This window comes from Mesorhizobium sp. M1D.F.Ca.ET.043.01.1.1 (genome assembly GCF_003952385.1).
In the GTDB taxonomy this organism is placed as follows: Bacteria; Pseudomonadota; Alphaproteobacteria; order Rhizobiales; family Rhizobiaceae; genus Mesorhizobium.
Window position 1 is genome coordinate 1,834,376 of the sequence record NZ_CP034444.1, and the last position, 22,761, is coordinate 1,857,136.

Consider the following 22,761-nt stretch of genomic DNA (forward strand, 5'->3'; position numbering starts at 1 on the left):
TCAGATGCTTTGAATGAGCCCGCCATCCACGCGGATGACCGATCCGGTGATGTAGGAGGCTCGGGCACTGGCAAGGAATGCAACCGCGTCGGCATATTCCTGGGGTTCGCCATAGCGACACATCGGGATCGAGCCCGTGCTTTCGGCGCGTACCTCTTCAATGGACCGGCTTTCGCGCTTAGCCTTAGCCTCATCGAGCGCTCGGATACGGCTAGTCGCAATGCGACCAGGGAGGATGATGTTGGCAGTGATGCCGTCGGGGGCAACTTCCCGGGCGAGCGTTTTGGACCAGCCAACCAGAGACAGGCGCAAGGCGTTTGATATGCCGAGATTGGCGATTGGCGCCACCACGCCGGACGACGTGCTGGTGATTATGCGCCCCCAACCGCGGGCGCGCATACCAGGCAGGACACGATCCGTCAGCGAGATCAGCGACGAAACCATCGTCGAAAAGTATCTTTCCCATTCCGACCGTGCCACGCCATGGGCTTGGGTCGGCGGCGGCCCGCCCGAGTTATTGATGAGAATGTCGATCTCGCCAGCTTGATCGAGCAAGGCCTCAACAGCGGGTCCATCGGCGATGTCGCAGACGAACGGGCGCACCGCCACGCCAGAGTTTCGCGCAACTGCTTCCACCGCGTCCTTAGCGATGTCGACCGCCACCACCCGAGCCCCCTCGCGAGCCAGCGTTTCGGCGATTGCACTGCCGAGCCCCCCGCCCGCGCCCAGCACAAGCGCGTTCTTTCCCTCAAGTCCGAGATCCATGAAAATTACCTTCAGTGCTCTGGCGCTGGAAACAGGCCAGCATAGTGGTCGGCAATCGCGCCCGTGGTTGTGAGCCAAATATCTTTTCGGTGCGCCGTGACGTGACTAATTGCTTGCCGGAAAGCTCGAAGCCGAAACGGTTGCCCGATGAGAAATGTGTGGATCGAAATGCCGAATACGAGCGATTGCTTTCGGCTCTGCTCAAGCATTTCGTCGAAGTTGTCGACGATGGCCCGAGCGAACGCATCCGGTTGGCCATGATGCAATGCAACGAATGGGATGTCGTTGATCTCGTGCGGGTAAGGCACGCTTAAGAGATGTCCGCCACGCGTTTTCATCCATACCGGTTGATCATCGACCGGCCAGTCGAGAATGTAGCCGTAGCCGGCTTCCTGCAGCAGATCGGGTGTCACATCACTTGGGTTGACGCCGGGGCTGAGCCAACCCTTAGGCGCCCTGCCCTCATGTTTGGTCATCGCGTCGGTTGCCTCCGCAATGAGGCGACGCTCTTCATCCTCGGAGAAATCGTTCTGGTGCTCGGAGTTCGATCGTCCGTGGCCAACAATCTCGTATCCGCGAATGCGGAATGCGTCCGTCACCTGCGGGCAATGTTCGTAGACCGCCGAGTTTAACAGCACCGACACGGGAAGTTCAAAATCATCGAACAGTTCGATGAGCCGCCAGACGCCGACCCGGTTCCCATACTCGCGCCAACCCCAATTGTAGCTGTTTGGGTGGGGGATACCCGGCGAATAAGAAATACCAAGCCCCTCATTGTAAGCAAAATGCTCCATGTTGAGGCATAGATGCACTGCGAGTCGCTTCCCGTCGGGCCAGGTGAAGTCGGGACGCTGAGTGATCGGCGAATACGCCAATCGATCATTTCTCCTCAGCATCTCGACCTCCCTCTCAGCGCGCCAGTCCAAGCGTTCATGTTGGGAGATTACGCCGCCAGCTCGGCCGGCTACAACTGATGTTTACAAATCACATGAATGAGGTAGGCTCATTCATCGCCATCAACTGATATCGAGGGATCCTTGGCCAGACGGCTGCCATCGTTATATGCGTTGCGTGCCTTCGAGGCTGCGGCGCGGCATCTCAGCTTCACCATAGCGGCGGAGGAGCTATGCGTTACCCAAGGCGCGATCTCGCGTCAGATCAAGCTCCTCGAAGACACGATGGGCCTGCCGCTGTTCAAACGGCTCACGCGCAAGCTGGAGCTCACCGAATCCGGCCAAATTCTCTTCCCAACTGTGCGACACGCACTGGATGACATGGAGCGGGCCGTCCTGCGCGTTGGAAGCCGCGGCGCCTCGGGCATCCTCACCGTCAGCGCCCTTCCGACGTTTGCGATGAATTGGCTGATGCCCCGACTGCCAGATTTTTCGGAGAAACATCCTTCGATCGAAGTGCAGCTTATCACGACGATCCGGGCGGTCGACTTCGTTCGTGACAACATCGATGTCGCAATCCGGGTCGGACGTCCTCGGGGCAAAGACACTCTGCAAAGCGCTCCGCGGATCGACCTCATGATGGCCGACGACTGGGCGGGCATCCGATCGGATCGGCTTTTGCCAGATCAAATGGTGCCTGTTGCCGCTCCAGAGTTTGTCACCAGACACGGGCTCAGCACTATCAGCCAGATATCAAGAGTGCCGCTCATCCATGTTGGAACGCGCGCCAACGCCTGGCCCGACTGGCTCAAGAATGCCGACCTAGCGGTGCCGGACCAGCAAGGGCTCGTCTTCGGCCATTTTTTCCAGGCCCTGACAGCCGCGCGGGCAGGCCAGGGCGTGGCGCTTGCGCCAAAGGTGCTGGTCGGCAACGATCTGGAGGCAGGATTATTGGTGATACCGTTCGAGCCCCCGATCGCAACGTCGGGCTACTATTACTTGCTATACCGCGCGCACCATTGGAATCTCCCCAAGGTGAAGGCCTTTCGGGATTGGTTGTCATCCACCTGCGGCTTGGCCGAGGCTGAGGACGAGCTTCAGGACGGAGACCAATAAATCTGGATCAGCCACCCTTGGCTGTTCACCCGTCCATAAGCCCTGAATATCAGGCACCGATCACCAATGGAGCCGTCAGCCGCTTCAACGTCGCGATAATCGACAGCGGCGTGATCTTGCCAGTCTTCGGGTTGTCCTCACTCGGAATGTTCTCGATCGTCATCGTCAGATCGGCGCTGTCAGACTTGACCCGGATCGTATGTGTATTGCGGACGACCCCCGGATCCGCCCAGATTTCCAGATGTGTACGGTCCGGTCCGATCCCGGCAAGACCGAGCGCAACGGCAACATTGAGATTGGCAGGGAAGCCAGTGATCGCCTCGCTCGCTGAGCCGTCGAAAAGCTTGACCGGTTCGCTGATGCCGGCCACGTCAATGCCCCGACCAGCGAGATAGGGTGCCCCGTTGAGTCCATGCGGCGGCTTGCGGGTCACCATGTCCACGCTGTGGATTGCCCCGACAGCAGCTGATTGGACCGCATCGAGCCCGAGAAGCGCCCCGGATGGCACAAGTATGCGGCCGCCGTGTTCTTCAGCCAGCGCCGTCAGCTGAGGATTGGCAAGCAATGCCCCGACACTGATCACTATCATCGTCTTGCCGTGTGCCAGGACGGGCGCCGCAACCTTGGCTAGGTATTCCGCAGGGCAGCACTCGACCACCACGTCGGCGACCTCGGCGAGTTCACCCAGCGGCAGAATGGGATAAGTCCGGGCGAAGTTTGCTCCCATGTAGGCCGCTGCCTTTACACGGTCCTGCGCGGAAACCGCCGTCAGCTCGAGGTTGGCTAGCCCATCATCCAACGCCTTGGCGACGCGCTTACCAATCGCGCCGAACCCGCCGATCGCAACCCTGATATTGTTTGCGGAACGCTTCATTTCTACACCTGTTTCTCATGTCTTGTTGATCAAAGCTGAGCGAGGCGAGTCAGGCTTACAGCCAAGGTCGCGACGCGGCATACGTTCGTATTTCTCACTCGTCCGAGAGAATGGGTGGTTCGAAAGCCCTGGTTTTGTCTTCGATCAGCCGCGCAATTCTCGCGACCGACAGATCCGAATAGAGTGGCCCGATTATCTGGATTCCGATCGGCAGTCCCTCTTCGTCGCGGCCGATCGGGACGACCGCTGACGGCAGACCAGGAACGCTAGCCAGGCCAGCCCAAAAAAGCTGAGCGTTGTAGTCCTGCGGGGTACCGTTGACGTTAATCAGCCGCTCCTCGCGCGGCCGCTCTAGGTCATGCAGGAAGGCCGGCGTGGATGCGACCGGGCATAACAGGCAATCGAAGTCTTCGAAGAAACGTGCCCATGCCGCCGCCACAGCGTGACGCGAGGAGCCAAGTTTCAGCCAGTCGCGATGGCTGCGAGCAACACCCCGGTCGCTGAGTGCCCTGTAACCTGCATCATCCGCCGGGTAGTCGCATGCGCGGATCACAGCTGCCTCGAACGCCTGATCCGAGAGCCCGACGCTGGTCGCGCCGCGCAAGAGAGCCAGATACAGCGCGTGCGCTTCATTGAAGTCGATTGCCGGAGCTGCCCCGGTCGCCACGAAGGCGCCATAACGCTGCAACGTGCCGCCGAGGCGGGCAATCGCTGCGTCGATCGCCTCGTCGACCAAAGGCCCGACATGGCGTGGCAGAATGGCAGCCCGCATACCGTCGAGTGATGACAGCCGCGCTGACGGCAGGCTGAGCTGCCAAGCCATCCGCTCGCCTGCGGTCGGCCCGGCGATAATCCCCAGCAGCAATTCCAAATCTTCGGCGTGCCGGGAAAGCGGGCCTAGCACGTTCAAATCCTGTGGAGGATACGATGGAACAGTGCCATGCCCGTCCTGCGGCACGATCCCGTAGCTCGGCTTCATGCCACAAATCCCACAATAGTGGGCGGGGTTTCGGATCGAGCCGCCAATGTCTGAGCCGATCTCGAAGGCCGCAAGTCCGGCGGCGACTGCCGCAGCTGCCCCGCCGGAAGAACCGCCAGGGGAGCGGTCGAGGGCATACGGGTTGTTACAGCGTCCGAAAATCGGATTGTCCGTTTGCCAGTCGGCAAGTCCCGTCGGCACATTAGTCTTGCCAAAAACGATAGCACCTGCGGCACGAACACGTCGCACGACTTCGGCGTCTTGCCTGGCAGCGGTTCCAGCGCGGTCAGGCAGCCCCCATGTCGAGGGCATGCCGGCAACGTCGATGGCGTCCTTGACGGTGACGGGCAAGCCGTGCAGAAGGCCCCGGTATCTGCCTTCGCGGGTTTCCTGATCGGCACGGTCGCACGCAATTCTGGCTCGATCGGCGTCGATGTGGACTACGGCATTTATTGCTGGATTCCATCGCTCGACCCTCTCCAGATAGAGTTCGAGAAGGTCCCGGCTTCCAAGCTTCCGCTGCCTGATCCTGCGAGCAAGCCGGCGTGCGGAGGCGAAAGCGAGGGCGTCATTGATCTTTGGCATGACGGATCGGTCACGGCCGCCAGCCAGCGGGCTGGCGAATTTCGGACAGATCGAGGGTCGCCAACGTTGAACGTTGTACAGGAATCGGATCTATCACCCGCACCTCGCCATTCGGGGAAGTTCCTTTCACAAGCCCGTCGGCGAGTTCTACTGCCTGGCCGCCAATCGCCACCGGCTTTTGTGCCACGACATAGTCAACGCAGCCGTCCTGCATCAGGCTCTGTGCCTCTTCGCCGAGGACAGCGAACAGTACCTTGGTCTTGCCGCAACGGCTTGCCTGCTGGACCGCTCGCGCCGCACCTACCCCGTAAGTGTCGTCTGCACCGTAGAGCAGATCAACATCGGGAAAGCGCTGGAGAATATCTTCAGCCGTGGTGAGCGCTGTGGCGACATCCTGTTCGGTTGCCTGGTTCGCCACGATTGTCAGATCCGTTCCGGCAATAGCCTCCTTGAAGCATCGCAACCGTTCCTCCGCCCAGAATGCACCACCTGGGCCGGCCAGCACTCCGATGCTGCCGCCGCGGGGCAGCAGCGCTTTCGCACCTGCAGCCATCATCCTTCCGAGGCCGCAATGGCTTGACGACACTGCACCGTCCGGTGGCACGTCGCTTGCAACAATCGGGCTCGACACGCCGATCAATGGCACGCCGGCCACCTTTGCTTCGCGAGCGACACCATTGAAGGCGGACGGGTTGGCGGGATCGATCAGGACCGCATTTACATGCTGGGTGATAAGGGTCGAGACTTGACTGATCTGCCGGTCGACGTTGGCATAACCACCGGCATCGAGGACCACCAGTTCGTAGCCGAGTTCCTTCGCCTTAGTCTCGATGCCATAAAGGACGGCCGTGTACCATGGACCAGAAAGGACCGGCATCGAGACGCCAAGTTTACCAGCCGCCTGTGCGGATCCAGAAATGAGGGTGACCGCGATCGCGGTGCAAAGCATCGCTTTGAACTTCATTTTCCGTCTCCCATTTTATTTTGTTGAACTTTGGCCGCTATCACTTCGATTTCGACCAGCCATGCAGCACTCATCAGCTGGCGAACCTCGACACGCGTACGCGCAGGAAGCGGTCCGGTTGCGCTGAAGAATTCTCGATAGGCAGCCCCAAAACCATCGAGATCCAGAACACCTCCCTTTGCGGGATCAGCGCAGAGGTAGGCCGTCATTTTCACGATGTCGCCCATTGCGTAGCCCTTGTCGGCGAGAAGCCGTCCGATCAGTGTCAGCACCGCGCGAGTCTGGTCCTCGGTGGCGCCATACGAAGCCGGATCGTCGGGGTCCGCCTCCTCATGCAACGGCGGTGGAACCTGGCCGCTCAAGAAGAGGAAAGTGGCGCCTGGCGGGACCTCGACGGCTTCTGCCCAAGGTGCGTGCGCCTGGAACGTCTTTAAAGATGGGTCGCCGTTGACGAAGCGTTTGATCACTCCAGGCATTTTCGTATCCTTCAAGGTTTCCAATCGGCGGGCTGACGGATGTCGCCCAGCGGAACCTCACCGACATGGTCGGGAGTAATCGACAGGAAAGGCACTTCGACCAACCGACTGGCAGGTGTTTCGCCTCGCGCGAGTTTGTCGGCGAGCTCACTTGCCGTACGGCCGATCAGAACCGTGCGTTGTGCCACCACAAACTGGGCGCAGCCACCACGCATCGTGTCCTCCGCAGCTTTGCCGAATCCGGCCATGAGCACCTGAACAGCGCCGCACTTGCCTGCCTGTTGGATCGCGCGGCCGGCGCCCACGCCATAGGTGTCATCCGCTGCATAGAAGAGCGAAACCTTCGGAAAGCGCTGGAGCAAATCGTTGGCAATAGACAGCGCGGTTGCCGGGTCTTCTTCGCTATTTCGCTCTGCTACAATGTCGATCTTCGCGCCTGCGATGCTCTTGACGAAGCATGCGTATCGTTCTGTCGCCCAATAAGCTCCTGGAGGACCCGCAAGCGCGGCGATCGTGCCTCCGTTGGGAAGAAGACGCTTCGCGCCGTCGGCCATCAGTTCGCCAAGCTGGCACTGACTTGATGTAGCTGCTGCATCAGGCTGGATGTTGGCCGAAATCACCGGTGTGCCAAGCCCGATTACGGGAATGCCGGCCTGGTGAGCTGTTCGAACAGCCCCGTCAAGCGTCGCAGGATCGATCGGATCGGTGAGAATCGCCTTGACTTGCTGGACGATCAGATTGGAGATTTGATCCACCTGTTTTTCGGGGTGACCGAAACCGCCAGCGTCGAGCACCACGACCTCATAGCCGAGCTTTTCGGCTTCGGTTACCGCCCCGTACAGGACAGCCGAATACCAGTCACCTTCAACAGTTGGCATGGCGATGCCGATCTTTGGTTTCCCATCGCCATATGCAGTCGACATCGCTGCAAAAAGGCCAAGAACGCAAAAGATCAATGTACGATGTATTAGTGATTTCGTCGTCATGTCGTTGTCCTCCTTTTGATTGTCTATTTTTTATGAGTTAGCGCCTGATCGGCTGCGACGGCGGCAATGAGTGCGGCTCCGACAATCATCATCTGCGTGTAGGAGGACACATTCAGAAGGTTGAGGCCGTTGGATAGAATGCTGACGAACGCCACGCCGATCGCGACTCCGGCGATCGATCCACGTCCACCGAATAGCGAGACACCTCCGAGCACGACCGCGGCTACGGATTCGAGCGACATCGAAGCGCCCAGCGTTGGCTGACCTGTCCCGACCCGCGCAGTAAGGATCAGTGAGGCGATTGCCGCGCAAAGCCCGGAGACCACATAGGCAGCGATTTTGGTTTTCGATACTGAAATACCCGACAGGCGTGCAGCCTCGGTATTTCCGCCTACCGCGTAGATGTTCCGGCCCAGGCGGGTGAAGCGGAGGGTTAGGAAACCGAGAACAACGAGCGCTGCCGCGATTAGGAATGGCAGCGGCACGCCGAACACGTTTGCGAAGGCCAGGTCCGCGAACGAACCTGGAATCCCGGTTATAGGGACACCCCTTGAGATTCTGAGCGCAAGCCCCTGGGCGATCGACAACATCGCTAACGTGGCTATGAACGCCATAACCCGCAATCGGGTAACAACCAGACCGTTTACAAGGCCAATGGCCGCCCCGGTCAGCAGACCTGCCGCGATACCAACCGGCGCACCAGCCGCCGCCATTGCCATAGCTGAGATGACGCTGATGAGGGCAACAGCCGAACCGACGGAAAGATCCAGATCGGCGTTGAGGATGACGAAGCACTGCCCAACGGCAACTGCCGCCAACGCCGCCGCCTGCAGCGCCACATTTCGAAAATTCTGACCGGTGAGAAACACGTCAGAGGCGAGCGAGAAGTAGACGACTATTACGATCAGCGCGATCGGCATACCGAACTGCCGCAGTCGATTAAGTGACACCTCCGCGGGAAAGCCCTTTGTCTTGGGGTGCGCGACAGATTGCGTGTCCACGGACATCTTATGGTTCTCCATCTCTTTTAGGCAGCCAGGCTTTCAGGAGCCTTGTCATTTGCGCCGGCGTGGCCGGCGAAGGCTGCGGCGAGCAGTGTCTTCTCGTCGAATTCCGATCTCGCGAACGAACCGGTGATGCGCCCTGCCGACATAACCAGGATTCGGTGGGCGATATTCATCAGTTCCGGGAGTTCCGAGGAGACCACGACGACGGCCGCTCCCGCTTCCGCTGCTTCGTGAAGGAGCTGATAGATCTCGGCTTTGGCGCCGATATCCACGCCACGCGTCGGCTCGTCGAAGATGAGCAGATCAGCACCGGAGAGGATGCATTTGCCGATAGCGATCTTCTGCTGATTGCCGCCAGAATAGGTTGATGTCATCGACCCTAGTTGGCCGCGGAACCGCATGCGTTGGGCGATTTCCGAGGCGACTGCGCGGACTCGCGTCCAGTTGACGTAGCCTGAGCGAAACATCCGCGGCATGGCCGACAGCACGATGTTTTCGTAGCCTGATAGGGAAAGGACGAGGCCGGCTCTTTTGCGATCCTCCGAAAGGTAGGCAATCCCGGTTTCTATCGCATGGCGGGGGTCGCGAACTCGGAAGTGCACACCGTGTTTGACGATGCGGCCGGCGTCGAGCGGATCTGCACCAATGATGGATCGCATAACCTCGGTGCGGCCCGCGCCGACTAGGCCGCTGAAACCAAGGATTTCGCCGGAGCGTATCGTAAAGCTGATGTCTTCAAATTTGCCACGGCGGGCTAGCCCCTCTGCCGAAAACAATACACCGCCTATATTGGTGTTTGGCGTGGGGAAAAGTCGCTCCAGCCGCCCCCCGACCATCATTTGAATGAGGTCGCTCGTATCGGCTACCTCGTGCCGCTCACGCGTCTCGACCCGCTCGCCATTCCGCAACACGGTGATGCGGTCGGCGACCTTGAGAGCTTCGCCAAGCCTATGAGACACGAAGATCAGGCTTTTTCCGGCATTGCGAAGCTTGACCATGATATCGAGTAGCCTTGCCGCTTCCGAATCCGACAGTGAAGCCGTCGGCTCATCGAGGATGAGCACCGGCGCATCGATGAGCAGAGCGCGGGCGATCTCGACCAGCTGCATCTCGCCGGTGGACAGCGTTTCGGCACTGCAATCGGGATCGATTGAGACGCCTAGTGTCTCGAAGATGGACAGGGTTCGGTCACGAGCCAGGCGGCGGGAGTAGAATCTGCCGAAGCGGTCAGTTGCGGCCTGATTGCCGAGGACGACATTCTCTGCGACGGTCAGTGCCGGGACAATCGATAACTCCTGAAAGACCGTCACGATCCCGGAACGACGTGCATCCTGCGGAGAACCGAAATGCTCGAGTTTTCCTTTGACGCGCAAGGTGCCGGCGCTAGGACGACTGTCGCCCGACAATATACGTATCAGAGACGATTTGCCGGCTCCATTTTCACCGATCAATGCATGAATTTCGCCACGGCGGAGGTCGAAGTCCACATTCGACAGGGCCGTGACGCCCGGGTACAGCTTCGACAATTCCCTGACTTGGACAACGACATCGTCCGGTGATGCCGGCTCTTCGGTCATAGCGATGTTCCCCAATTCTTATTGGTGGGATTGTGAACAGGCGAGACGCCTGCCGACAACGCAGATTTGTTGGCCCTGTGGATGAGCAGAAGTCATGTGTGCACGTAGCGCGTTTCGCCCAGGCAAGCGTCACGTAGTTGGCCACGCGTTTGCGATGCGCCCCCCTGCCCCGATCATCTGTCGCGTGAGAATGTACGGCTCGATATCGAAGACATTACCTGCAGCATTGCGGTGGCCCGGTGGGAAGGGCGTATATGCGGCCCCAGGACTGTCCCAGTGCCACCGACGTTGGAAGACGGGGGGTGGCGTATCTTCGGCCTAGAGAGTTGGATTACGCCTCTTCGAGCCGATATTGCGTCCGCACTCGTCGATAGACACGATGTGCTCGGATGGATCGTTGATCGGCTTGCACCGGTCACGGCTGTGGAAGAGTTAGGTCCTGCCATCGAATCTACGCCACTCGACCGGGCCCGCGACGCCCTCGTCCAGGTCGATGCTGTCGAAAGCGTTGACGCGGTATCTGTCGCGCTCGCGGCGCTAGGGAAGTTGAGCTCAGACGAACTTTCGCGCCTGCGCCAAGCCGAACCGTTCCGCTCAGCGCTGAAAGTTACCGACGACGTCGCGGAAACCGGTCTACCGGCCTCTTGGATTGAATGGCTTGCGAGGGCGGCAGAACCGTCCTTTGCCCTTGCCCTTGATGTTGCCCGCCGAGGCAAGGACGAATGGCCAATTGAGCTCGGAGCTGGCGATCCCATCGCTGTTCAGGGGTTGGTTGCAGCACTCGACCAGGCACAAGGCAATGAGATAGCCGCCGAGCGAACCGCACAGGCGCTGCCGTTTATCGTTGCCTGGCTCCAACGCGATCCGGCCTTTCCGAGGTCGGCAATGATCCCGATCTATGCGAGCCTCTTAACGCTGTTTGCCCTCGGTCCGGCACGCGGCGTTAGCACCTATGAGTCCAGTCAAATCCTGGTCAGCGCGCTACTGACCACCGGCCTAAGTCCCAAAGCGTATCAAGCGGTGATTGCGGACGTAGTGGAGCTGGCTGGCCAAGGTTTCGGCGTCGACATGGTCTACTGGGTACTCGAGATCACTGAGGAGTTTATGCGGGCAAGCACGCCAGACGCTGATGCGCGAGCTTCGTTTCTGCATAGCGTTCTCGCCCGTGTTGCACCGATTTATGGTCGGCTTACCAGCTTGCAGCGCGCGGCCGTTGCGCGCCTCGCGCAGGAGCTCGGCTGGACGCTCCAATCGTTCGGGATCAGCACCAATGTCGCCAAGGCCGACGAAATCTCTACTCGATTGGACGGTCTGCGCATTGCGATTTACTCGTTGACCGAGTCGTCCAGCCGTCAGGCCAAAGCCGCAATCGAGGAGATCGCGCCAACAGCCTTCGTCGATTGCAATGCCGATCACGGCGGAACGGCCCGCCTGAGAGCGCTCGCGGAGAATGCAGATATCTTCGTCGTGGCATGGCTCTCTGCCAAACACGCTGCGACCGAGTTTATTCGCGAGCATCGCGCGCATCGCCCCTTGCTCTATGCGCAAGGACGCGGCTTTTCGAGTATTCTGCGCGCAATCGAGGATTACCTTGCCCACGATAGGAGAGGATCACTCTTGTCATGAACCGTGCGGAATACTCTTCAACGCTTTCTGCTTTACTGGCATCAGAACACCGCGCTCGATGGATACGCCGGCTCTTAGTACGACAAGCGCACGTGGCCTTCGCTAGCGGTCCATCGCTCCATCATCGTCAAAATTGCCTTCCCCATCTGCCAACTTAGACGGAATCTCCCCGGCGAGCAGCTTTTCCTTCGACAGCAGCCCGGCGTCCTCCAGCGCTTCGAAATCCGGCAACTGGCGCAGCGTGTCGAGCCCGAACTGCGACAGGAAGGTCTTGGTCGTCACATAGGTGTAGGGCGCGCCCGGCTGCGGGCTGCGCGGCCCCGAGGCGATGAGGTCCTGCGCGCGCAGCACACCGATCAGATCGCGCGACACCTCCTTGCCGAAGAAGGAAGACAGCTCGCCGCGCGTGATCGGCTGGAAATAGGCGATGCACATCAGCACAAGAGCCTCCGACTGCGACAGTTCTTTTGCACCCTCCCCCGCGGGCGTGCCGAAGGCGGCGTGGATGACGTCGCCAAAGGCTTTCTTCGTCCGGTGCTGCCAGCCGCCGGCGACCGCGACCAGTTCGTAGGGGCGACCGGCGAGCTCGGCGCGAATGTCGTCGATGACCAGGTCGATGTTGCAGTTTCTTCCCACCACCCGCGCGAGGACACTACGTGTCACCGGTTCGCTGACCGCAAAGATCACCGCTTCCACCCGGCCCATCCATTCGCGCCAGCGCAGTTCCGGCGGCAGGTGCTCAAGCTCGGTATCCAGCAGTGCCGGCTGATCGTTCGGCTTGCGGCGGACGGAGGCTTGGCTCATCGCTACAGCCCAAACAGCCGGAAACTGGTGCGGCCCGACAGCTCGCGCACGACATCCAGTTCCTGCAGCCGCTCGAACAGCCGTCGCGCCGCAAAGCGCGACAGGTTTTTGGTCGTCAGCGATCCGGCGACGGCATCTTCATTGAGCAGCAAAAAAATCACGTCGCCGGCGCCTTTCGCGCGCAGCTTTGGCGCCGCCGCCAGGAGTTTTTCGGCGCGGCGCGACAGTTCGCTGGCCAGCCGGCAGGTCTCGGCCGCCGCTTGAACCAGCGCCAGGCAGACCGCGCGCTCGAAATTTCTGTCCCCGGGTCGGATGCGCTTGCCGCTGGCCTCGCCGCGAAAAGCCGGGCCAAAGGCTTGCGCCATCAGCAGCGGCAGCGGCAGCGGCCAGCGCAGGCTTTGCGCCAGCACCAGGTCGGCGAGCCACCAGCCAAAAAGCTCGGCATCGGGCCGCATGGCGACGACGTGGGCGGCGATTGCCGCAGCGGCGAACGGCGCCGGCCGCCGCGACCCGGCCACGTCTTCGATCTGCGTGCACAGGTCGGCGAGCGCCCCGTCGTCCCAGGCGAGCCCGAGCATCTCGGTCCCTTTTGCCAGCCGATCGGCGCTGACGACGGGAGGCTGGAGCGCCAGTTGCCGCCAGGCCCCAAACACGGTCCCGGCGGGCACCGGCCGGGCAAAGCTGCCAGGCGTCGCGCAAGGCGGCTTCGTCCTCGGCGCGACCGGCAAGCCGCATGCTGGCGGCGGCGCATTTCAGCGCCAGCCGCTGACGCCACGCGCCGGCCCAGGCCGGCTGCGCACGGGCGAGGCTGTCGAGTGAAGCCAGGGCGGCGCCGGCCGGAAAGCGGCGTCTGCGTCATGCAGAGCACCACCGGTCGCGAGCGCCCAGGCCGGGACGGCTGGCGGCGAGGCAGGAGCTGCAGTCGCGGGATCGAGGCGAATCATGCTTTTGGAGGGTAGATCGGACGTGCGCTTTTGGCGATGATTTTCGGCGCAAAACGCACAGCTTGTCGAAGCGACAAAACGAATGATAATGTTGCCTTATCAGTCCCTTAGCCATGAGTCGCAATGAGAACCTGGCAGTTCTGCGCCTAACGCGTGTGGCGATCAGCTAACGCCAGTTTGACGGCCGCGTGACTGTCCTTCTTCATATCGAGAGATAGCTAGTTCTTCCCCTATTGCGGCGATCAAAGCAGACACGCGAGCACGGACTCGTGGAGGGAGTTGAACAAGACGCTCGATCAGGTGCCGTCCCTCAGCGCTGGCAATGAAGTCAATTCGCTCATCGACCGGCAGAACTGAAGCCTCCCGGGTACTCTCACGATTTTCCGGAAGGCCGTTGAAAAAGCGGCTCACGGGCACGCCCAGCGACCTGCCAATCTCGTAGATCATGGACGCGCTTACTCGGTTCCTCGCATTCTCGTATTTTTGGAGCTGCTGAATACTGATGCCAATCGATCGGGCAAGCTGAGCTTGGGATACATCTGATTGCACCCGAACCATTGCGATCTGCCTGCCGACGTGAACATCGGCGGTGTGAGGATGATGCCCGACCTTTGATTTTGGCGCTGCCCGGAAAGGCTTCGGCTTCGGCAATGCTTACAACACTCCTCAGATGGAAAATCCGACACCGTGGAGTCGGTCCTCAGCCGAATTTGCGCGCTGACGGCATAATTATGCTGCCGGAGTATCCCGTTATTTCAATGCCGGTGCCGAAGCCACGCGAGCGGCTCGCGAAACCTTCAAGGATGTCTCGAGCCACGTGTCCAGCGGCGGGGATGGGAACCAGCTTGCCACCTGTTTCAGATCCCGCGCGCTCGCTTACCTCGCCGATCACGACGGGCAGCAGGTCTATGCTTTGGAGATTTCTGTTCGCATCGTAGCGGCAGGCGGCGACGATGCTCTGCCAGACTTCCGGAGGATCCCATTCGCCCTCATCGGGATGCACGTGGAAGAGGAAGTTTCCCAAACCGTAGAAAATTGGGGAGCCTTTGTAGACCTCCACCGCCTGAAGAACGGGCGCGCCATGGCTGACGAAAAGGTCAGCGCCGGCATCGACGCAAGCGTGGGCGAAGGCCTGCACCCAACGGGGCACGTCCTGCCAACCCGGTTCCCAATGGTGATGATGCAGATATGCAATGACGAAGTCGCCTTGAGAGGCCGCCTGCCGGATAGCAGATAAATGAACGCTCGCACTCTGCGGGTCGATCTCGATCAGGCGGCCAAAGTCTGCCGCCTGCATGAATACAGTGCCATAGAAGTTGATCTCGCTGCCGTTTTTTAGCGCCGGCGGATCCTCCGGTTGGGCATAGTTGGTCAGTTCGAGATGCGAGCTCTGCAGGTGACTGCCAAGCCTTGCCAGTCTCCTGAAATGCCTATCAGGCACCCCAATCTTGCGGACCGTGGTCAGCCGGTTGACGCCTGGCCGAGCCGGCCGCGAGGCGGTGCGGTTTTCAGCATACATGTTGGCCGGGCCTGGGCCTGCATCGACCGCAAGCAACGACACCTGCCTATAGCTCAGCTGGCGCCGACCGGGCTTCGCGGCATCTGTTTCGTCGATACCGATCCCCGCATGCAAGAAGCCCCGCGCCCCTACCTCTTCCAGAGTGGACCGGATCCCGCCAGGGCCGAGGTCGAATGCGTGGTTGTTTGCCAAGGCCAAGGCGTTGAAGCCGATGTCTTGCAAAGCGTCCAGTACCTCGGGCCTCGAATAGCCGAAGTATTTGCCCTTGGTCGGCCAACCGCCGTGTTGTCCGAGGATCGTCGACTCAAAATTCGTAAAGACGACGTCACCTTGTTGCAGAAAACGCTCAACATCGGAGAACTGCTCGGCTTGGACATGGCGGATGTCATGCGTGATCAACGATTGGCCGGTTACGACCGCGCAAAAAGGATGTTTCATCGAACTCGCCCTGTGGTGTAAAGTGTGGCGCCGGCGCCCGTCCAGCGACCGATGGAGGTCAATCCGGTTGCTCGGCTATTTCGGCACCGCAGGCGCGATGTCCGCCTTGAACCACTTCAGGCTCAGCGCCTTGATCGTTCCATCCTTGGTGGCGGCATCGATGGCCGCGTCGAACTTGTTGACCAAATCGGCATCATCCTTGCGCATGCCGGCGCCCACCCCTGGTCCCCAGAGGCCACCATTCAGTTCCGGGCCGAAGAAGACAGCACTGGAGCCATCAGGGCTCTGCAGGAAGTCGCGCCATGTGAAATAGTCGGCGAGACCGCCATCCACGCGCCCAGCAGCGAGGTCGAGCTTCAGGTTGTCGAGACTGTCATAACTGCGAATGGTCACAACATCGCCGAGGAGTTGCTTCACAACCGCCTCCGAGTTTGACGAACGAAGGACGCCGATGGCTTTGCCGCTGAGGGCAGACCTCACGCGCTCGATGCTGGCCCTCTCTTTGTCTCCGACGGTCGAGAGGTTGACTTTCTCCTTGGTGTCGCCGACGTCGAGCCCGAGTTCCTTTCGCACGACGAATTGGTTGAAGCCACTGGCGTACGGACTGGAAAACGCGATCTGTTGCTTGCGTTTCTCCGTGATCGCCATGCCCGACATGATGACATCGTACTTGCCGACAAGAAGCGCGGGAATGATCCCGTCCCAATCCTGCGCGACGAAGTTGCATTTGACCTTCATGCGACCGCACAGTTCGAGACCGACATCGACGTCGAAACCGTAGAGCTGGCCGTTTGCGTCAGTCCCATCCCAGGGTGGTGACGCGCCTTCGGTGGCGATCGATATTGTTCGCTCATCGTCAGCCAATACGGGGAAAGCTGCAATCAAGGATGCGATAGAAACGGCAATAGCCAAGGGTATGCGCATAAGGCACCTCTTTCGTTGGTTTCAGCTGGAAGCGATGAGACCGTGCGTCAGGGCACGGCTGTCATGAAGGTCCGGCGAAACCGCACCTTGCGTCGTTGCTTTGGAGTGCCATCGGTCGAAAGGCGCCGCTCCAGGAACTGCGTCGCTTTTACCGCCAGCGTCGTTAGCGCGAGATAGATCGCTCCAGCGACGATGAATATCTCGTAGGGCGCGAACGTTACCGACACCAACTGTCTCGCCATGCCGGTTATCTCAAGTAGCGTTACCGTGCTCGCCAAGGACGAGCCCTTGATCATTCCAACGACCTCGTTGCCGTAGGCCGGAAGCGAAATCCTGAAGGCGATCGGAAAGGTCACAAGGCGAGCGATATGAAAGCGCTTTAGGCCAAGAGCTGCGGCAGCCTCAATGACACCCTTGGGAACGGCCTGCAGGCCGCGGCAAAGGATTTCGGTCGTGTGCGCAGCGCTGTTAAGCGAAAAAGTAAATAGCGCACACCAGAAAGGATCTCGAAGGACCACCCAAAAGACGCTGGCTCTCACGGCCTCGATCTGACCCAAGCCATAGTAGACCAGGAAGAGCTGTACGAGCATCGGCGTTCCGCGAATGACATAGGTGTAGGATAACACCGCAAGCGACAGGCTTGGGTGGCCAAACGCCCGAACGAAGGCCAAGGGCACGGACAACAGAAATCCCGCCATCAGCGCCAGGACGGTCAAGGTCAAGGTTAGGCCGATGCCTGACGGCAGGACCCTCACGGCGTCGAACATCAGGTCAAGGTTCATCGCGCGCGCCTCTAGCGACTGAGGGCGGGATAGCGTCGTTCCGCCAACCGGATCGACACCAGCGTGATTGTCGTCAACGACAGGTAGAGCGCGGACGCGGCAAGATAGAAGGTCAGCGGGGCGCGCAATGATCCGGCGCCGACAAACGCAACGCGCATGATGTCGGTCAAGCCGACGATCGATACCAGCGCGGTGTCCTTGAAGAGCGATATCCAGAGATTGCCATAGGCCGGCAATGCCAGCCTCAGCATCTGGGGACCGACGACAAAGGCCCACTGCTGCCAGGCATTCAATCCAAGCGACTTTGCCGCCTCAGTTTGGCCCGCCGGAACTGCCCCGATCGCCCCACGGAAGACCTCGGTGGCATAGCCACTGAAGACAACCGTGAGTGCGATCACCCCAGCGGCAAAAGCATTCACTTCCACGTATCGCCCGGCGATCTTGCTGGCGAAGATGGTACCCCCGAAGTAGATGAGCAGGATGATGAGGAGTTCTGGAACTCCACGAACGACCGTCGTGTAAGCGGTCGCCGCTGCTTTGAAACGGGAAGCGGGAGAGCTCTTCAACATGGCCAACAAAAGCCCGAATACGGTGCCGAGGAATCCGCTGACAAGACCAAGGCCCACGGTGATTACGAAGGCGGCAGCAAACTGAGCGCTAAAACCATGCATTGAATCGTTTATCCGCGCGTGGATTTGTAATGCATCGCGCTTTTTCAGGCGCAACACATGCAGCTTATCGTCAACTACTGCGAAGATAACCTAGTCCGCTCACTAACGATTTCGCTGAACTTCTTAAACCTATCGGCTGTCGATTTTTTCTCAATCTATAATTTTCAAAAATTTCTCGATAACTATTGGTTATCGCTTTCGCTTTCTTCTCAGTAGAAATGCGCGATGCACTCGCCTTGCTCTAACCCGTTCAGGCCGCGTCGCGCTTCGCCAGCTTCCTGCGGCGTGTCCAGCGGGATATATTCTTAAGGAAAAATCAGAGCCGATCGTTTGTGCGACCGGATTGCAATAGCGCTGTTTGAGTCTGCTCAGATAACGACCCGCACCGGTAGCACCCTTTCACCGGTTATTTGGTTCAGATTTCGATCTCCTCAGACCTGCTTTGGGTCGTTTCAGTAATTCTGTTGCATCCACACCCAGCACTTCAGCCAGCCGATCAACGACATCGATGCTCGCATTGTAAACATTTCGCTCCAAAGCACTGATGTAGGTCCGATCGAGCCCCGCCTGGTGTGCAAGTTCCTCCTGTGACAGGCCCTTGGCCTGCCGCAAGGTTCTTAGGTTTCGCGCAAACACCTCTCGGATTTCCATGTATCCGAGAGCACCGCCTTGAAGAGTATTCCACCACGGAGTATTCTCTACAAACGCTCGTCCGAGGCTACAGGGCTTGAGAAAAAGCAGGGATGGCAATCAAAGAAATGGAGTTGCTGCACAGCGGCCTGAAACTCCGACAATTGCAGGTTTTTCGCGAGGTTCTGCGAGCTGGCTCCACAAGGCGAGCAGCAACAGCGCTTGGAATAAGCCAACCGGCGATCAGCCAGCAGGTGAAGCAACTGGAGGCCACGCTTGGCTTCAGCCTGTTCAAAAGATCGGCGAACCGAATCCTGCCGCTTCAGGAGGCCTGGGAATTTCTGCGGAACGTGGAATTGACGCTGACGTCGCTGGACCGGCTGGAAGCATCCGTCACTGCGATGAAGAACGAGGAGAAACAACGTATCTCCATCGCCGCGCCTGCGGTCTTCGGTTTCGTGACATTGCCGAAGGTCGTCGCGACAATCCACTCTAAGACTGGTTCGAGTGTCCGATCAATCTCTGGAAACTATCACCAGGTGGGCGAGCATATCCTTTCCGGTCGAGCCGACCTTGGCATCGCTAGGCTGCCTTTGGATCCCCGCCTGTTTGAATGGGTGCCAATCGGTTCGGCGCACAACGTATGCATCTTTCATCCAAAGCATCGCTTCTCGCGACTATCATGCATCGAGGCGCATGACCTCGCAGGCGAAACGATCGTCGATATCGACCCCGAATTCGCTTCCCACCAGATGAACTTCAACGCCTTGCGCTTCGCCGGCGTCGAGCCGGACATACTGGTGGAATATGACTCCAATGGTTACGAGGTTGGATTTGTTTCGGCCGGCCTCGGCGTATCCATCACCAATGAGATCATTGCGCGCGAGTATTCAGCGTTCGAGCTGGAAGCAAGACCGGTCGACCCATCTGCGCTCTATCACTACGTGGCCATCTGGCAGAGAGGCAGGGCGTTTTCCAGCACCATGGAGGTGTCTCTCGACGCAATCCGATCAGCCTTCGCAAACTGTCACCCGGCAAACGATACTGCACGCGACGTGGTTCAGCCTGCCTTAGCGGTCCGACGCTAAGCTTTTCGGTCATGCCTAGCCTTTGCAAAGCCACGATCCGTGGCCATAAAGCGCTCGAGCATCGGCACGATCAGGCGCACGGGATCGGCAGGCGGCTGCCCGGACTCGCGTCCAAGAATCTCGGCGTATCTTGTCAGGTCGCGATGCAGCCGTGCAGGCAATTCCACAGAGACTTTGACAGGCTTGTCATCGGCAATCGGCGCGAGCTTCAGCTTTGCCATTTTATCCTCCGTAGGGTTCGAGCACAAGATCGCGCGTGACCAGGACACGCACCGGAAAACCCGGGCGTATTGTCAGCGTCGGCGCAATGTTGAGCTGGCGCTCGACGATCTGCTGCCCGACCTGGCTGACGCTGTCGGAAGCGCCGCTACGCAGGGCGCGCACGATGTCGCTTTCCTGACCGGACGAGCCAGCCTCGGCCCCAACACTCAGTATGGTGGAAAGCGCGGCCGCCTTGAACAACTCACCCCAGTGATAGTCGACACCGTCCTCGAGGCCGGCGTACCCTTGCGCGTCGGCGCCAGGCTGACGCTCGAGGACAATGGAGCGGCCATCGGGAAAGATCAGCCGGCTCCACACCAGAAGCACACGGCGCTGCCCGAAACCTACCCCGTTATCGTACTGGCCAATGACGCGGGTGCCTTGCGGGATCAGCAGCGAACGACCAGTAGGACTGTCGTAGACATTCTCGGTCACCTGTGCGGTGACCTGACCTGGAAGATCGGAACGGATACCGGTTATGAGCGCGGCGGGAATGACCGCGCCCGCTTGAAGGACGTGGGGCGATGCCGGAGGCGCAAGCCGATCCGGAGCCACGATGCGCCGGTCAACGGCGGCATTCAGGAATGCGGTCTGGCGATCCTGCGCCGGCTGGCCGGTGGTATCCGGACCGGAAACCGGTGTCGCCATACTGCCTGACGGTTCGCTCGCAGTTCCAGTGCCAGCCCCCATGTGGAAGAAGACACGGGACGTTCGGGCGGCCTCCTCCTCGGCCCGCCGGCGCTGTTCGGCCTCGTCGACAGTCGGTGTCGCGATCGACGGCGACACGACGGGCTGCCCTTTGTTCTGGGCGTCGAGCATGGGTCGGCCGAGGTCTCCAGGCAGCGGCGGTCCAAGGACTGGGCCGGTATAATCGCGTGGAAGGCTCGCCAGTCCATCCGCGGGCTGCCGGTTGGAGGTCGAGTAAAGCTCTTGGCCACGGGTATCTATGTCGCGTGTCTGAAGCGCATAGATCAGCGCCCCGCCGACACCGAGCGACGCGACGAAGCCGATGCCGGCAAGGACTTTACGCGACAGGCGGGTCACTCGCGGCGGCGCGGCGCGAAGCCGCATAGAGACAGCAGCGGTTTCGGTCTCGTTCTGGCTCATGACCCCTGCCCTCCTCTTTGCCTTGGCGTGTTCGTGGATTTCGGCGCGACGCTCAAGCCTGGCAACCACGACAACCGGCCCGTCCTCGTCCCTTCGGTGCGGGCGATCCTGACTGTCTGTTGTCGTTTACCGCTCCCCAGACGCAGTTCAGCCGCCCCGAAGAGCCGGTCGACGATCAGGATGTTTTGATCGACCCGGCCATTGACGATCTCAGCCTCGCCGTCTGGACCAATGACGAAGATCGGCGGCATCTCGCCCTGCACGATGCCGCGCGGAAACTCGACGTAGACGTGTCGGCCATCATCATAAACGGCGACGGGCTTCCAGGGCGGTGAATCACCCGTGAGGCCATAGCGGTAGTTGCGCGCGGTGAAATCCGGGATGATCGGCGTCACGGGAACGGCTTGTCGCCGCCCGCCGGGCTGGGCCGGATACGCCCAGGCGACGGCCGGCATATAGGGCTTCTCACCCGCCCGTAGCTCGATCATGTAGCTGCGGCGATCGGTGGCGATGACGAGATTGGTGGTGATGTCAGCCCGCGAGGGCTTGACCAGCACGTGAACACGCCGGGTGAGACCCGAACCACTCTCGGTGTCGCCGATGATCCAGCGCGCGGTATCGCCCGCCGCGATCGGCCCCTCGCCAGTCAGGCTCTCGCCCGGCTCGAGCGCGATGTCGGTTATCTGCCCGGGCGCCGCATAGACCTGATAGAGAGCACCTTCGCTCCAGGGATATATCTGGATGGCGTTGTAGTAGCCCTCCCGCCGCGGCTGGATACGGGCAGCCGCATTGGCATTTTCGACACGGGCCGTCGGTGTGTCGCCGGCAACACCACCCACCGCAGGGATCCAGCCTGGCGGAACATGCAGCGGCTTGGGCTTCTCATTACGTGTGTCTGCGGGGACGGCTGGCAAAGGCGGCACGTTCGCGTCGTAGGCGATCTGCGGCGGCTTCCGGAGCGTGGCACAGCCTGGGAGCATGGCATTCGAAAGCAAAAGTGCGGCCAGCACGGATCCCCTGAAGGTCTCAATGGCGACGACATGCGATGCCTGGTTCATTGGCCCATCTCCCGCGACCAGTTGATGGCGTTGACGTAGATTCCGAGTGGATTGGCCCGCAGCCTTTCGGCGTCGCGCGGCGGCTGCACGACCATCGTCAGGATGGCTGTCCAGTGCTCGGTGATGGAGAGCTTGCCGTTTTCGTAGGCACGCTCGGCCCAGGCGACGCGGAAGGAATCCGGTGAAGCGCGGATGACCGAGGAGACCTCGACCGCGACCTGCTGCTTGCCGACTTTGGAGAAGGGTTCATTGGCGCGGGCATAGTCGTTGAGCGCCGCAGCACCCTGGTCGGTGGTCCATTCATAGGCGCGCAGCCAGTTCTGTCGAACGATGATCGGGTCGGCGGGGATGGATCGGACCTGCTCGATGAAGCGGGCCAGATGCCAAGCGATCTGAGGATCGGTTGGCTTATAGTCCGTTGTCGCAGGCGCGACCGTCTGCGCCTGTCCGGAGGGATCGACCTGAACCACCCACGGCACGACGCTACCCCTGGCCGATTGCCAGGCAAGAGAACCCGCCAGCCCGGCTGACAGGACCAGCGATCCGAAGGCCATCAGGCGCCAGTTCCTTGCCTGCACGCGCGCGGAGCCGATGCGCTCGTCCCATATTTGTGCTGCCTTCTGGTAAGGCGTTTCCGGCTGAGGCGTCTTGCCGTAATGGACGGCGGGTCTTCGAAAGATGTTCATG

24 protein-coding genes and 1 pseudogene are annotated in these 22,761 nt (G+C 60.3%); 3 read left to right on the top strand and 22 right to left on the bottom strand.

The window, feature by feature from the left end; translation table 11 throughout:
• Window positions 1-765 (bottom strand): SDR family oxidoreductase, encoded by a 765-nt coding sequence (locus EJ067_RS09185; RefSeq protein WP_126085640.1) that lies wholly within the window; start codon window positions 763-765, stop codon window positions 1-3.
• A gap of 11 nt (window positions 766-776) precedes the next feature.
• Window positions 777-1,661 (bottom strand): polysaccharide deacetylase family protein, encoded by an 885-nt coding sequence (locus tag EJ067_RS09190; protein WP_126085641.1) that lies wholly within the window; start codon window positions 1,659-1,661, stop codon window positions 777-779.
• Between the two features lie 141 nt (window positions 1,662-1,802).
• Here EJ067_RS09190 and gcvA point away from each other — a divergent pair, with 141 nt between their 5' ends.
• Entirely contained in the window at window positions 1,803-2,774 is a 972-nt protein-coding gene (gene gcvA / locus EJ067_RS09195; RefSeq protein WP_189510518.1) for a transcriptional regulator GcvA, read from the top strand.
• Between the two features lie 49 nt (window positions 2,775-2,823).
• On the opposite strand, the gene EJ067_RS09200 is transcribed toward gcvA, so the two are convergent.
• The 7 genes from EJ067_RS09200 to EJ067_RS09230 form a co-directional block, all read right to left on the bottom strand.
• On the bottom strand, window positions 2,824-3,648 hold the full coding sequence (locus tag EJ067_RS09200) for an aspartate dehydrogenase (RefSeq protein WP_126085643.1): 825 nt from the start codon (window positions 3,646-3,648) through the stop codon (window positions 2,824-2,826).
• A 94-nt stretch (window positions 3,649-3,742) separates the two neighbouring features.
• Window positions 3,743-5,212, bottom strand: a complete 1,470-nt coding sequence (locus tag EJ067_RS09205; RefSeq protein WP_126085644.1) for an amidase — start codon at window positions 5,210-5,212, stop codon at window positions 3,743-3,745.
• 10 nt (window positions 5,213-5,222) lie between these two features.
• Window positions 5,223-6,176 carry a sugar ABC transporter substrate-binding protein gene (locus EJ067_RS09210; protein WP_126085645.1) on the bottom strand — a complete coding sequence of 318 codons (954 nt, stop codon included), beginning with the start codon at window positions 6,174-6,176 and terminating at the stop codon, window positions 5,223-5,225.
• The gene (locus EJ067_RS09215) at window positions 6,173-6,652 is read right to left on the bottom strand and encodes a Rid family hydrolase (protein ID WP_126085646.1); all 480 of its coding nucleotides are present in this window, start codon (window positions 6,650-6,652) and stop codon (window positions 6,173-6,175) included. Before EJ067_RS09215 ends, EJ067_RS09210 begins: the two co-directional genes overlap by 4 nt.
• Before the next feature lie 11 nt (window positions 6,653-6,663).
• Window positions 6,664-7,638: a sugar ABC transporter substrate-binding protein gene (locus tag EJ067_RS09220; RefSeq protein WP_126085647.1), complete on the bottom strand. Its 975-nt coding sequence runs from the start codon at window positions 7,636-7,638 to the stop codon at window positions 6,664-6,666.
• 23 nt (window positions 7,639-7,661) lie between these two features.
• Complete coding sequence (locus tag EJ067_RS09225; RefSeq protein ID WP_189510521.1) at window positions 7,662-8,645, bottom strand: ABC transporter permease; 984 nt, start codon at window positions 8,643-8,645, stop codon at window positions 7,662-7,664.
• Between the two features lie 20 nt (window positions 8,646-8,665).
• Window positions 8,666-10,222: a sugar ABC transporter ATP-binding protein gene (locus EJ067_RS09230; RefSeq protein ID WP_126085649.1), complete on the bottom strand. Its 1,557-nt coding sequence runs from the start codon at window positions 10,220-10,222 to the stop codon at window positions 8,666-8,668.
• A 381-nt stretch (window positions 10,223-10,603) separates the two neighbouring features.
• Here EJ067_RS09230 and dpdD point away from each other — a divergent pair, with 381 nt between their 5' ends.
• The gene (gene dpdD / locus EJ067_RS09235) at window positions 10,604-11,848 is read left to right on the top strand and encodes a protein DpdD (RefSeq protein ID WP_145965173.1); all 1,245 of its coding nucleotides are present in this window, start codon (window positions 10,604-10,606) and stop codon (window positions 11,846-11,848) included.
• Between the two features lie 102 nt (window positions 11,849-11,950).
• Here the strand turns inward: dpdD and EJ067_RS09240 are convergent, their stop codons facing one another.
• The 9 genes and pseudogenes from EJ067_RS09240 to EJ067_RS09275 all read right to left on the bottom strand — a co-directional run bounded on the left by EJ067_RS09240 (window position 11,951) and on the right by EJ067_RS09275 (window position 18,581).
• Window positions 11,951-12,652, bottom strand: a complete 702-nt coding sequence (locus tag EJ067_RS09240) for an SMC-Scp complex subunit ScpB (protein WP_126085651.1) — start codon at window positions 12,650-12,652, stop codon at window positions 11,951-11,953.
• 2 nt (window positions 12,653-12,654) lie between these two features.
• Window positions 12,655-13,320 carry a DUF1403 family protein gene (locus tag EJ067_RS09245; RefSeq protein ID WP_348639544.1) on the bottom strand — a complete coding sequence of 222 codons (666 nt, stop codon included), beginning with the start codon at window positions 13,318-13,320 and terminating at the stop codon, window positions 12,655-12,657.
• Between the two features lie 49 nt (window positions 13,321-13,369).
• A pseudogene (locus tag EJ067_RS35780) lies at window positions 13,370-13,477 on the bottom strand (DUF1403 family protein); the annotation flags it as partial.
• Window positions 13,478-13,758: 281 nt separating this feature from the next.
• On the bottom strand, window positions 13,759-14,247 hold the full coding sequence (locus EJ067_RS09250; protein WP_126085652.1) for a helix-turn-helix transcriptional regulator: 489 nt from the start codon (window positions 14,245-14,247) through the stop codon (window positions 13,759-13,761).
• A 49-nt stretch (window positions 14,248-14,296) separates the two neighbouring features.
• Entirely contained in the window at window positions 14,297-15,553 is a 1,257-nt protein-coding gene (locus tag EJ067_RS09255; RefSeq protein ID WP_126085653.1) for a CapA family protein, read from the bottom strand.
• Between the two features lie 75 nt (window positions 15,554-15,628).
• Window positions 15,629-16,477 (bottom strand): transporter substrate-binding domain-containing protein, encoded by an 849-nt coding sequence (locus EJ067_RS09260; RefSeq protein WP_126085654.1) that lies wholly within the window; start codon window positions 16,475-16,477, stop codon window positions 15,629-15,631.
• 47 nt (window positions 16,478-16,524) lie between these two features.
• Entirely contained in the window at window positions 16,525-17,259 is a 735-nt protein-coding gene (locus EJ067_RS09265; protein WP_126085655.1) for an ABC transporter permease subunit, read from the bottom strand.
• An 11-nt stretch (window positions 17,260-17,270) separates the two neighbouring features.
• The gene (locus EJ067_RS09270) at window positions 17,271-17,930 is read right to left on the bottom strand and encodes an ABC transporter permease subunit (RefSeq protein ID WP_126089568.1); all 660 of its coding nucleotides are present in this window, start codon (window positions 17,928-17,930) and stop codon (window positions 17,271-17,273) included.
• A 399-nt stretch (window positions 17,931-18,329) separates the two neighbouring features.
• A complete protein-coding gene (locus tag EJ067_RS09275; protein ID WP_126085656.1) occupies window positions 18,330-18,581 on the bottom strand; it encodes a helix-turn-helix transcriptional regulator in 252 nt (83 codons plus the stop codon).
• A 92-nt stretch (window positions 18,582-18,673) separates the two neighbouring features.
• Here EJ067_RS09275 and EJ067_RS09280 point away from each other — a divergent pair, with 92 nt between their 5' ends.
• Complete coding sequence (locus EJ067_RS09280; protein WP_245468233.1) at window positions 18,674-19,648, top strand: LysR family transcriptional regulator; 975 nt, start codon at window positions 18,674-18,676, stop codon at window positions 19,646-19,648.
• Here the strand turns inward: EJ067_RS09280 and EJ067_RS09285 are convergent.
• Genes EJ067_RS09285 through trbF form a run of 4 tightly spaced genes read right to left on the bottom strand, consistent with a single transcriptional unit; the run spans window position 19,645 to window position 22,760 of the window.
• Entirely contained in the window at window positions 19,645-19,869 is a 225-nt protein-coding gene (locus tag EJ067_RS09285) for a DUF2274 domain-containing protein (protein WP_126085657.1), read from the bottom strand. The two genes, EJ067_RS09280 and EJ067_RS09285, sit on opposite strands and share 4 nt — an antisense overlap.
• A gap of 1 nt (window position 19,870) precedes the next feature.
• Window positions 19,871-21,016 carry a TrbI/VirB10 family protein gene (locus EJ067_RS09290; RefSeq protein ID WP_126085658.1) on the bottom strand — a complete coding sequence of 382 codons (1,146 nt, stop codon included), beginning with the start codon at window positions 21,014-21,016 and terminating at the stop codon, window positions 19,871-19,873.
• Window positions 21,013-22,074 carry a P-type conjugative transfer protein TrbG gene (trbG, locus tag EJ067_RS09295; RefSeq protein WP_126085659.1) on the bottom strand — a complete coding sequence of 354 codons (1,062 nt, stop codon included), beginning with the start codon at window positions 22,072-22,074 and terminating at the stop codon, window positions 21,013-21,015. The genes EJ067_RS09290 and trbG overlap by 4 nt, the downstream gene beginning before the upstream one ends.
• Window positions 22,071-22,760: a conjugal transfer protein TrbF gene (trbF, locus tag EJ067_RS09300; protein ID WP_126085660.1), complete on the bottom strand. Its 690-nt coding sequence runs from the start codon at window positions 22,758-22,760 to the stop codon at window positions 22,071-22,073. Before trbF ends, trbG begins: the two co-directional genes overlap by 4 nt.
• Between the last annotated feature and the right edge of the window lies 1 nt (window position 22,761).

Coding starts and splice junctions, on each gene's coding strand:
- EJ067_RS09185 (WP_126085640.1), bottom strand. CDS start 765: ATGGATCTCGGACTTGAGGGAAAGAACGCGCTTGTGCTGGGCGCGGGC.
- EJ067_RS09190 (WP_126085641.1), bottom strand. CDS start 1,661: ATGCTGAGGAGAAATGATCGATTGGCGTATTCGCCGATCACTCAGCGT.
- EJ067_RS09200 (WP_126085643.1), bottom strand. CDS start 3,648: ATGAAGCGTTCCGCAAACAATATCAGGGTTGCGATCGGCGGGTTCGGC.
- EJ067_RS09205 (WP_126085644.1), bottom strand. CDS start 5,212: ATGCCAAAGATCAATGACGCCCTCGCTTTCGCCTCCGCACGCCGGCTT.
- EJ067_RS09210 (WP_126085645.1), bottom strand. CDS start 6,176: ATGAAGTTCAAAGCGATGCTTTGCACCGCGATCGCGGTCACCCTCATT.
- EJ067_RS09215 (WP_126085646.1), bottom strand. CDS start 6,652: ATGCCTGGAGTGATCAAACGCTTCGTCAACGGCGACCCATCTTTAAAG.
- EJ067_RS09220 (WP_126085647.1), bottom strand. CDS start 7,638: ATGACGACGAAATCACTAATACATCGTACATTGATCTTTTGCGTTCTT.
- EJ067_RS09225 (WP_189510521.1), bottom strand. CDS start 8,645: ATGTCCGTGGACACGCAATCTGTCGCGCACCCCAAGACAAAGGGCTTT.
- EJ067_RS09230 (WP_126085649.1), bottom strand. CDS start 10,222: ATGACCGAAGAGCCGGCATCACCGGACGATGTCGTTGTCCAAGTCAGG.
- EJ067_RS09240 (WP_126085651.1), bottom strand. CDS start 12,652: ATGAGCCAAGCCTCCGTCCGCCGCAAGCCGAACGATCAGCCGGCACTG.
- EJ067_RS09255 (WP_126085653.1), bottom strand. CDS start 15,553: ATGAAACATCCTTTTTGCGCGGTCGTAACCGGCCAATCGTTGATCACG.
- EJ067_RS09260 (WP_126085654.1), bottom strand. CDS start 16,477: ATGCGCATACCCTTGGCTATTGCCGTTTCTATCGCATCCTTGATTGCA.
- EJ067_RS09265 (WP_126085655.1), bottom strand. CDS start 17,259: ATGAACCTTGACCTGATGTTCGACGCCGTGAGGGTCCTGCCGTCAGGC.
- EJ067_RS09270 (WP_126089568.1), bottom strand. CDS start 17,930: ATGCATGGTTTTAGCGCTCAGTTTGCTGCCGCCTTCGTAATCACCGTG.
- EJ067_RS09275 (WP_126085656.1), bottom strand. CDS start 18,581: ATGGAAATCCGAGAGGTGTTTGCGCGAAACCTAAGAACCTTGCGGCAG.
- EJ067_RS09280 (WP_245468233.1), top strand. CDS start 18,674: ATGGCAATCAAAGAAATGGAGTTGCTGCACAGCGGCCTGAAACTCCGA.
- EJ067_RS09285 (WP_126085657.1), bottom strand. CDS start 19,869: ATGGCAAAGCTGAAGCTCGCGCCGATTGCCGATGACAAGCCTGTCAAA.
- EJ067_RS09290 (WP_126085658.1), bottom strand. CDS start 21,016: ATGAGCCAGAACGAGACCGAAACCGCTGCTGTCTCTATGCGGCTTCGC.
- trbG (WP_126085659.1), bottom strand. CDS start 22,074: ATGAACCAGGCATCGCATGTCGTCGCCATTGAGACCTTCAGGGGATCC.
- trbF (WP_126085660.1), bottom strand. CDS start 22,760: ATGAACATCTTTCGAAGACCCGCCGTCCATTACGGCAAGACGCCTCAG.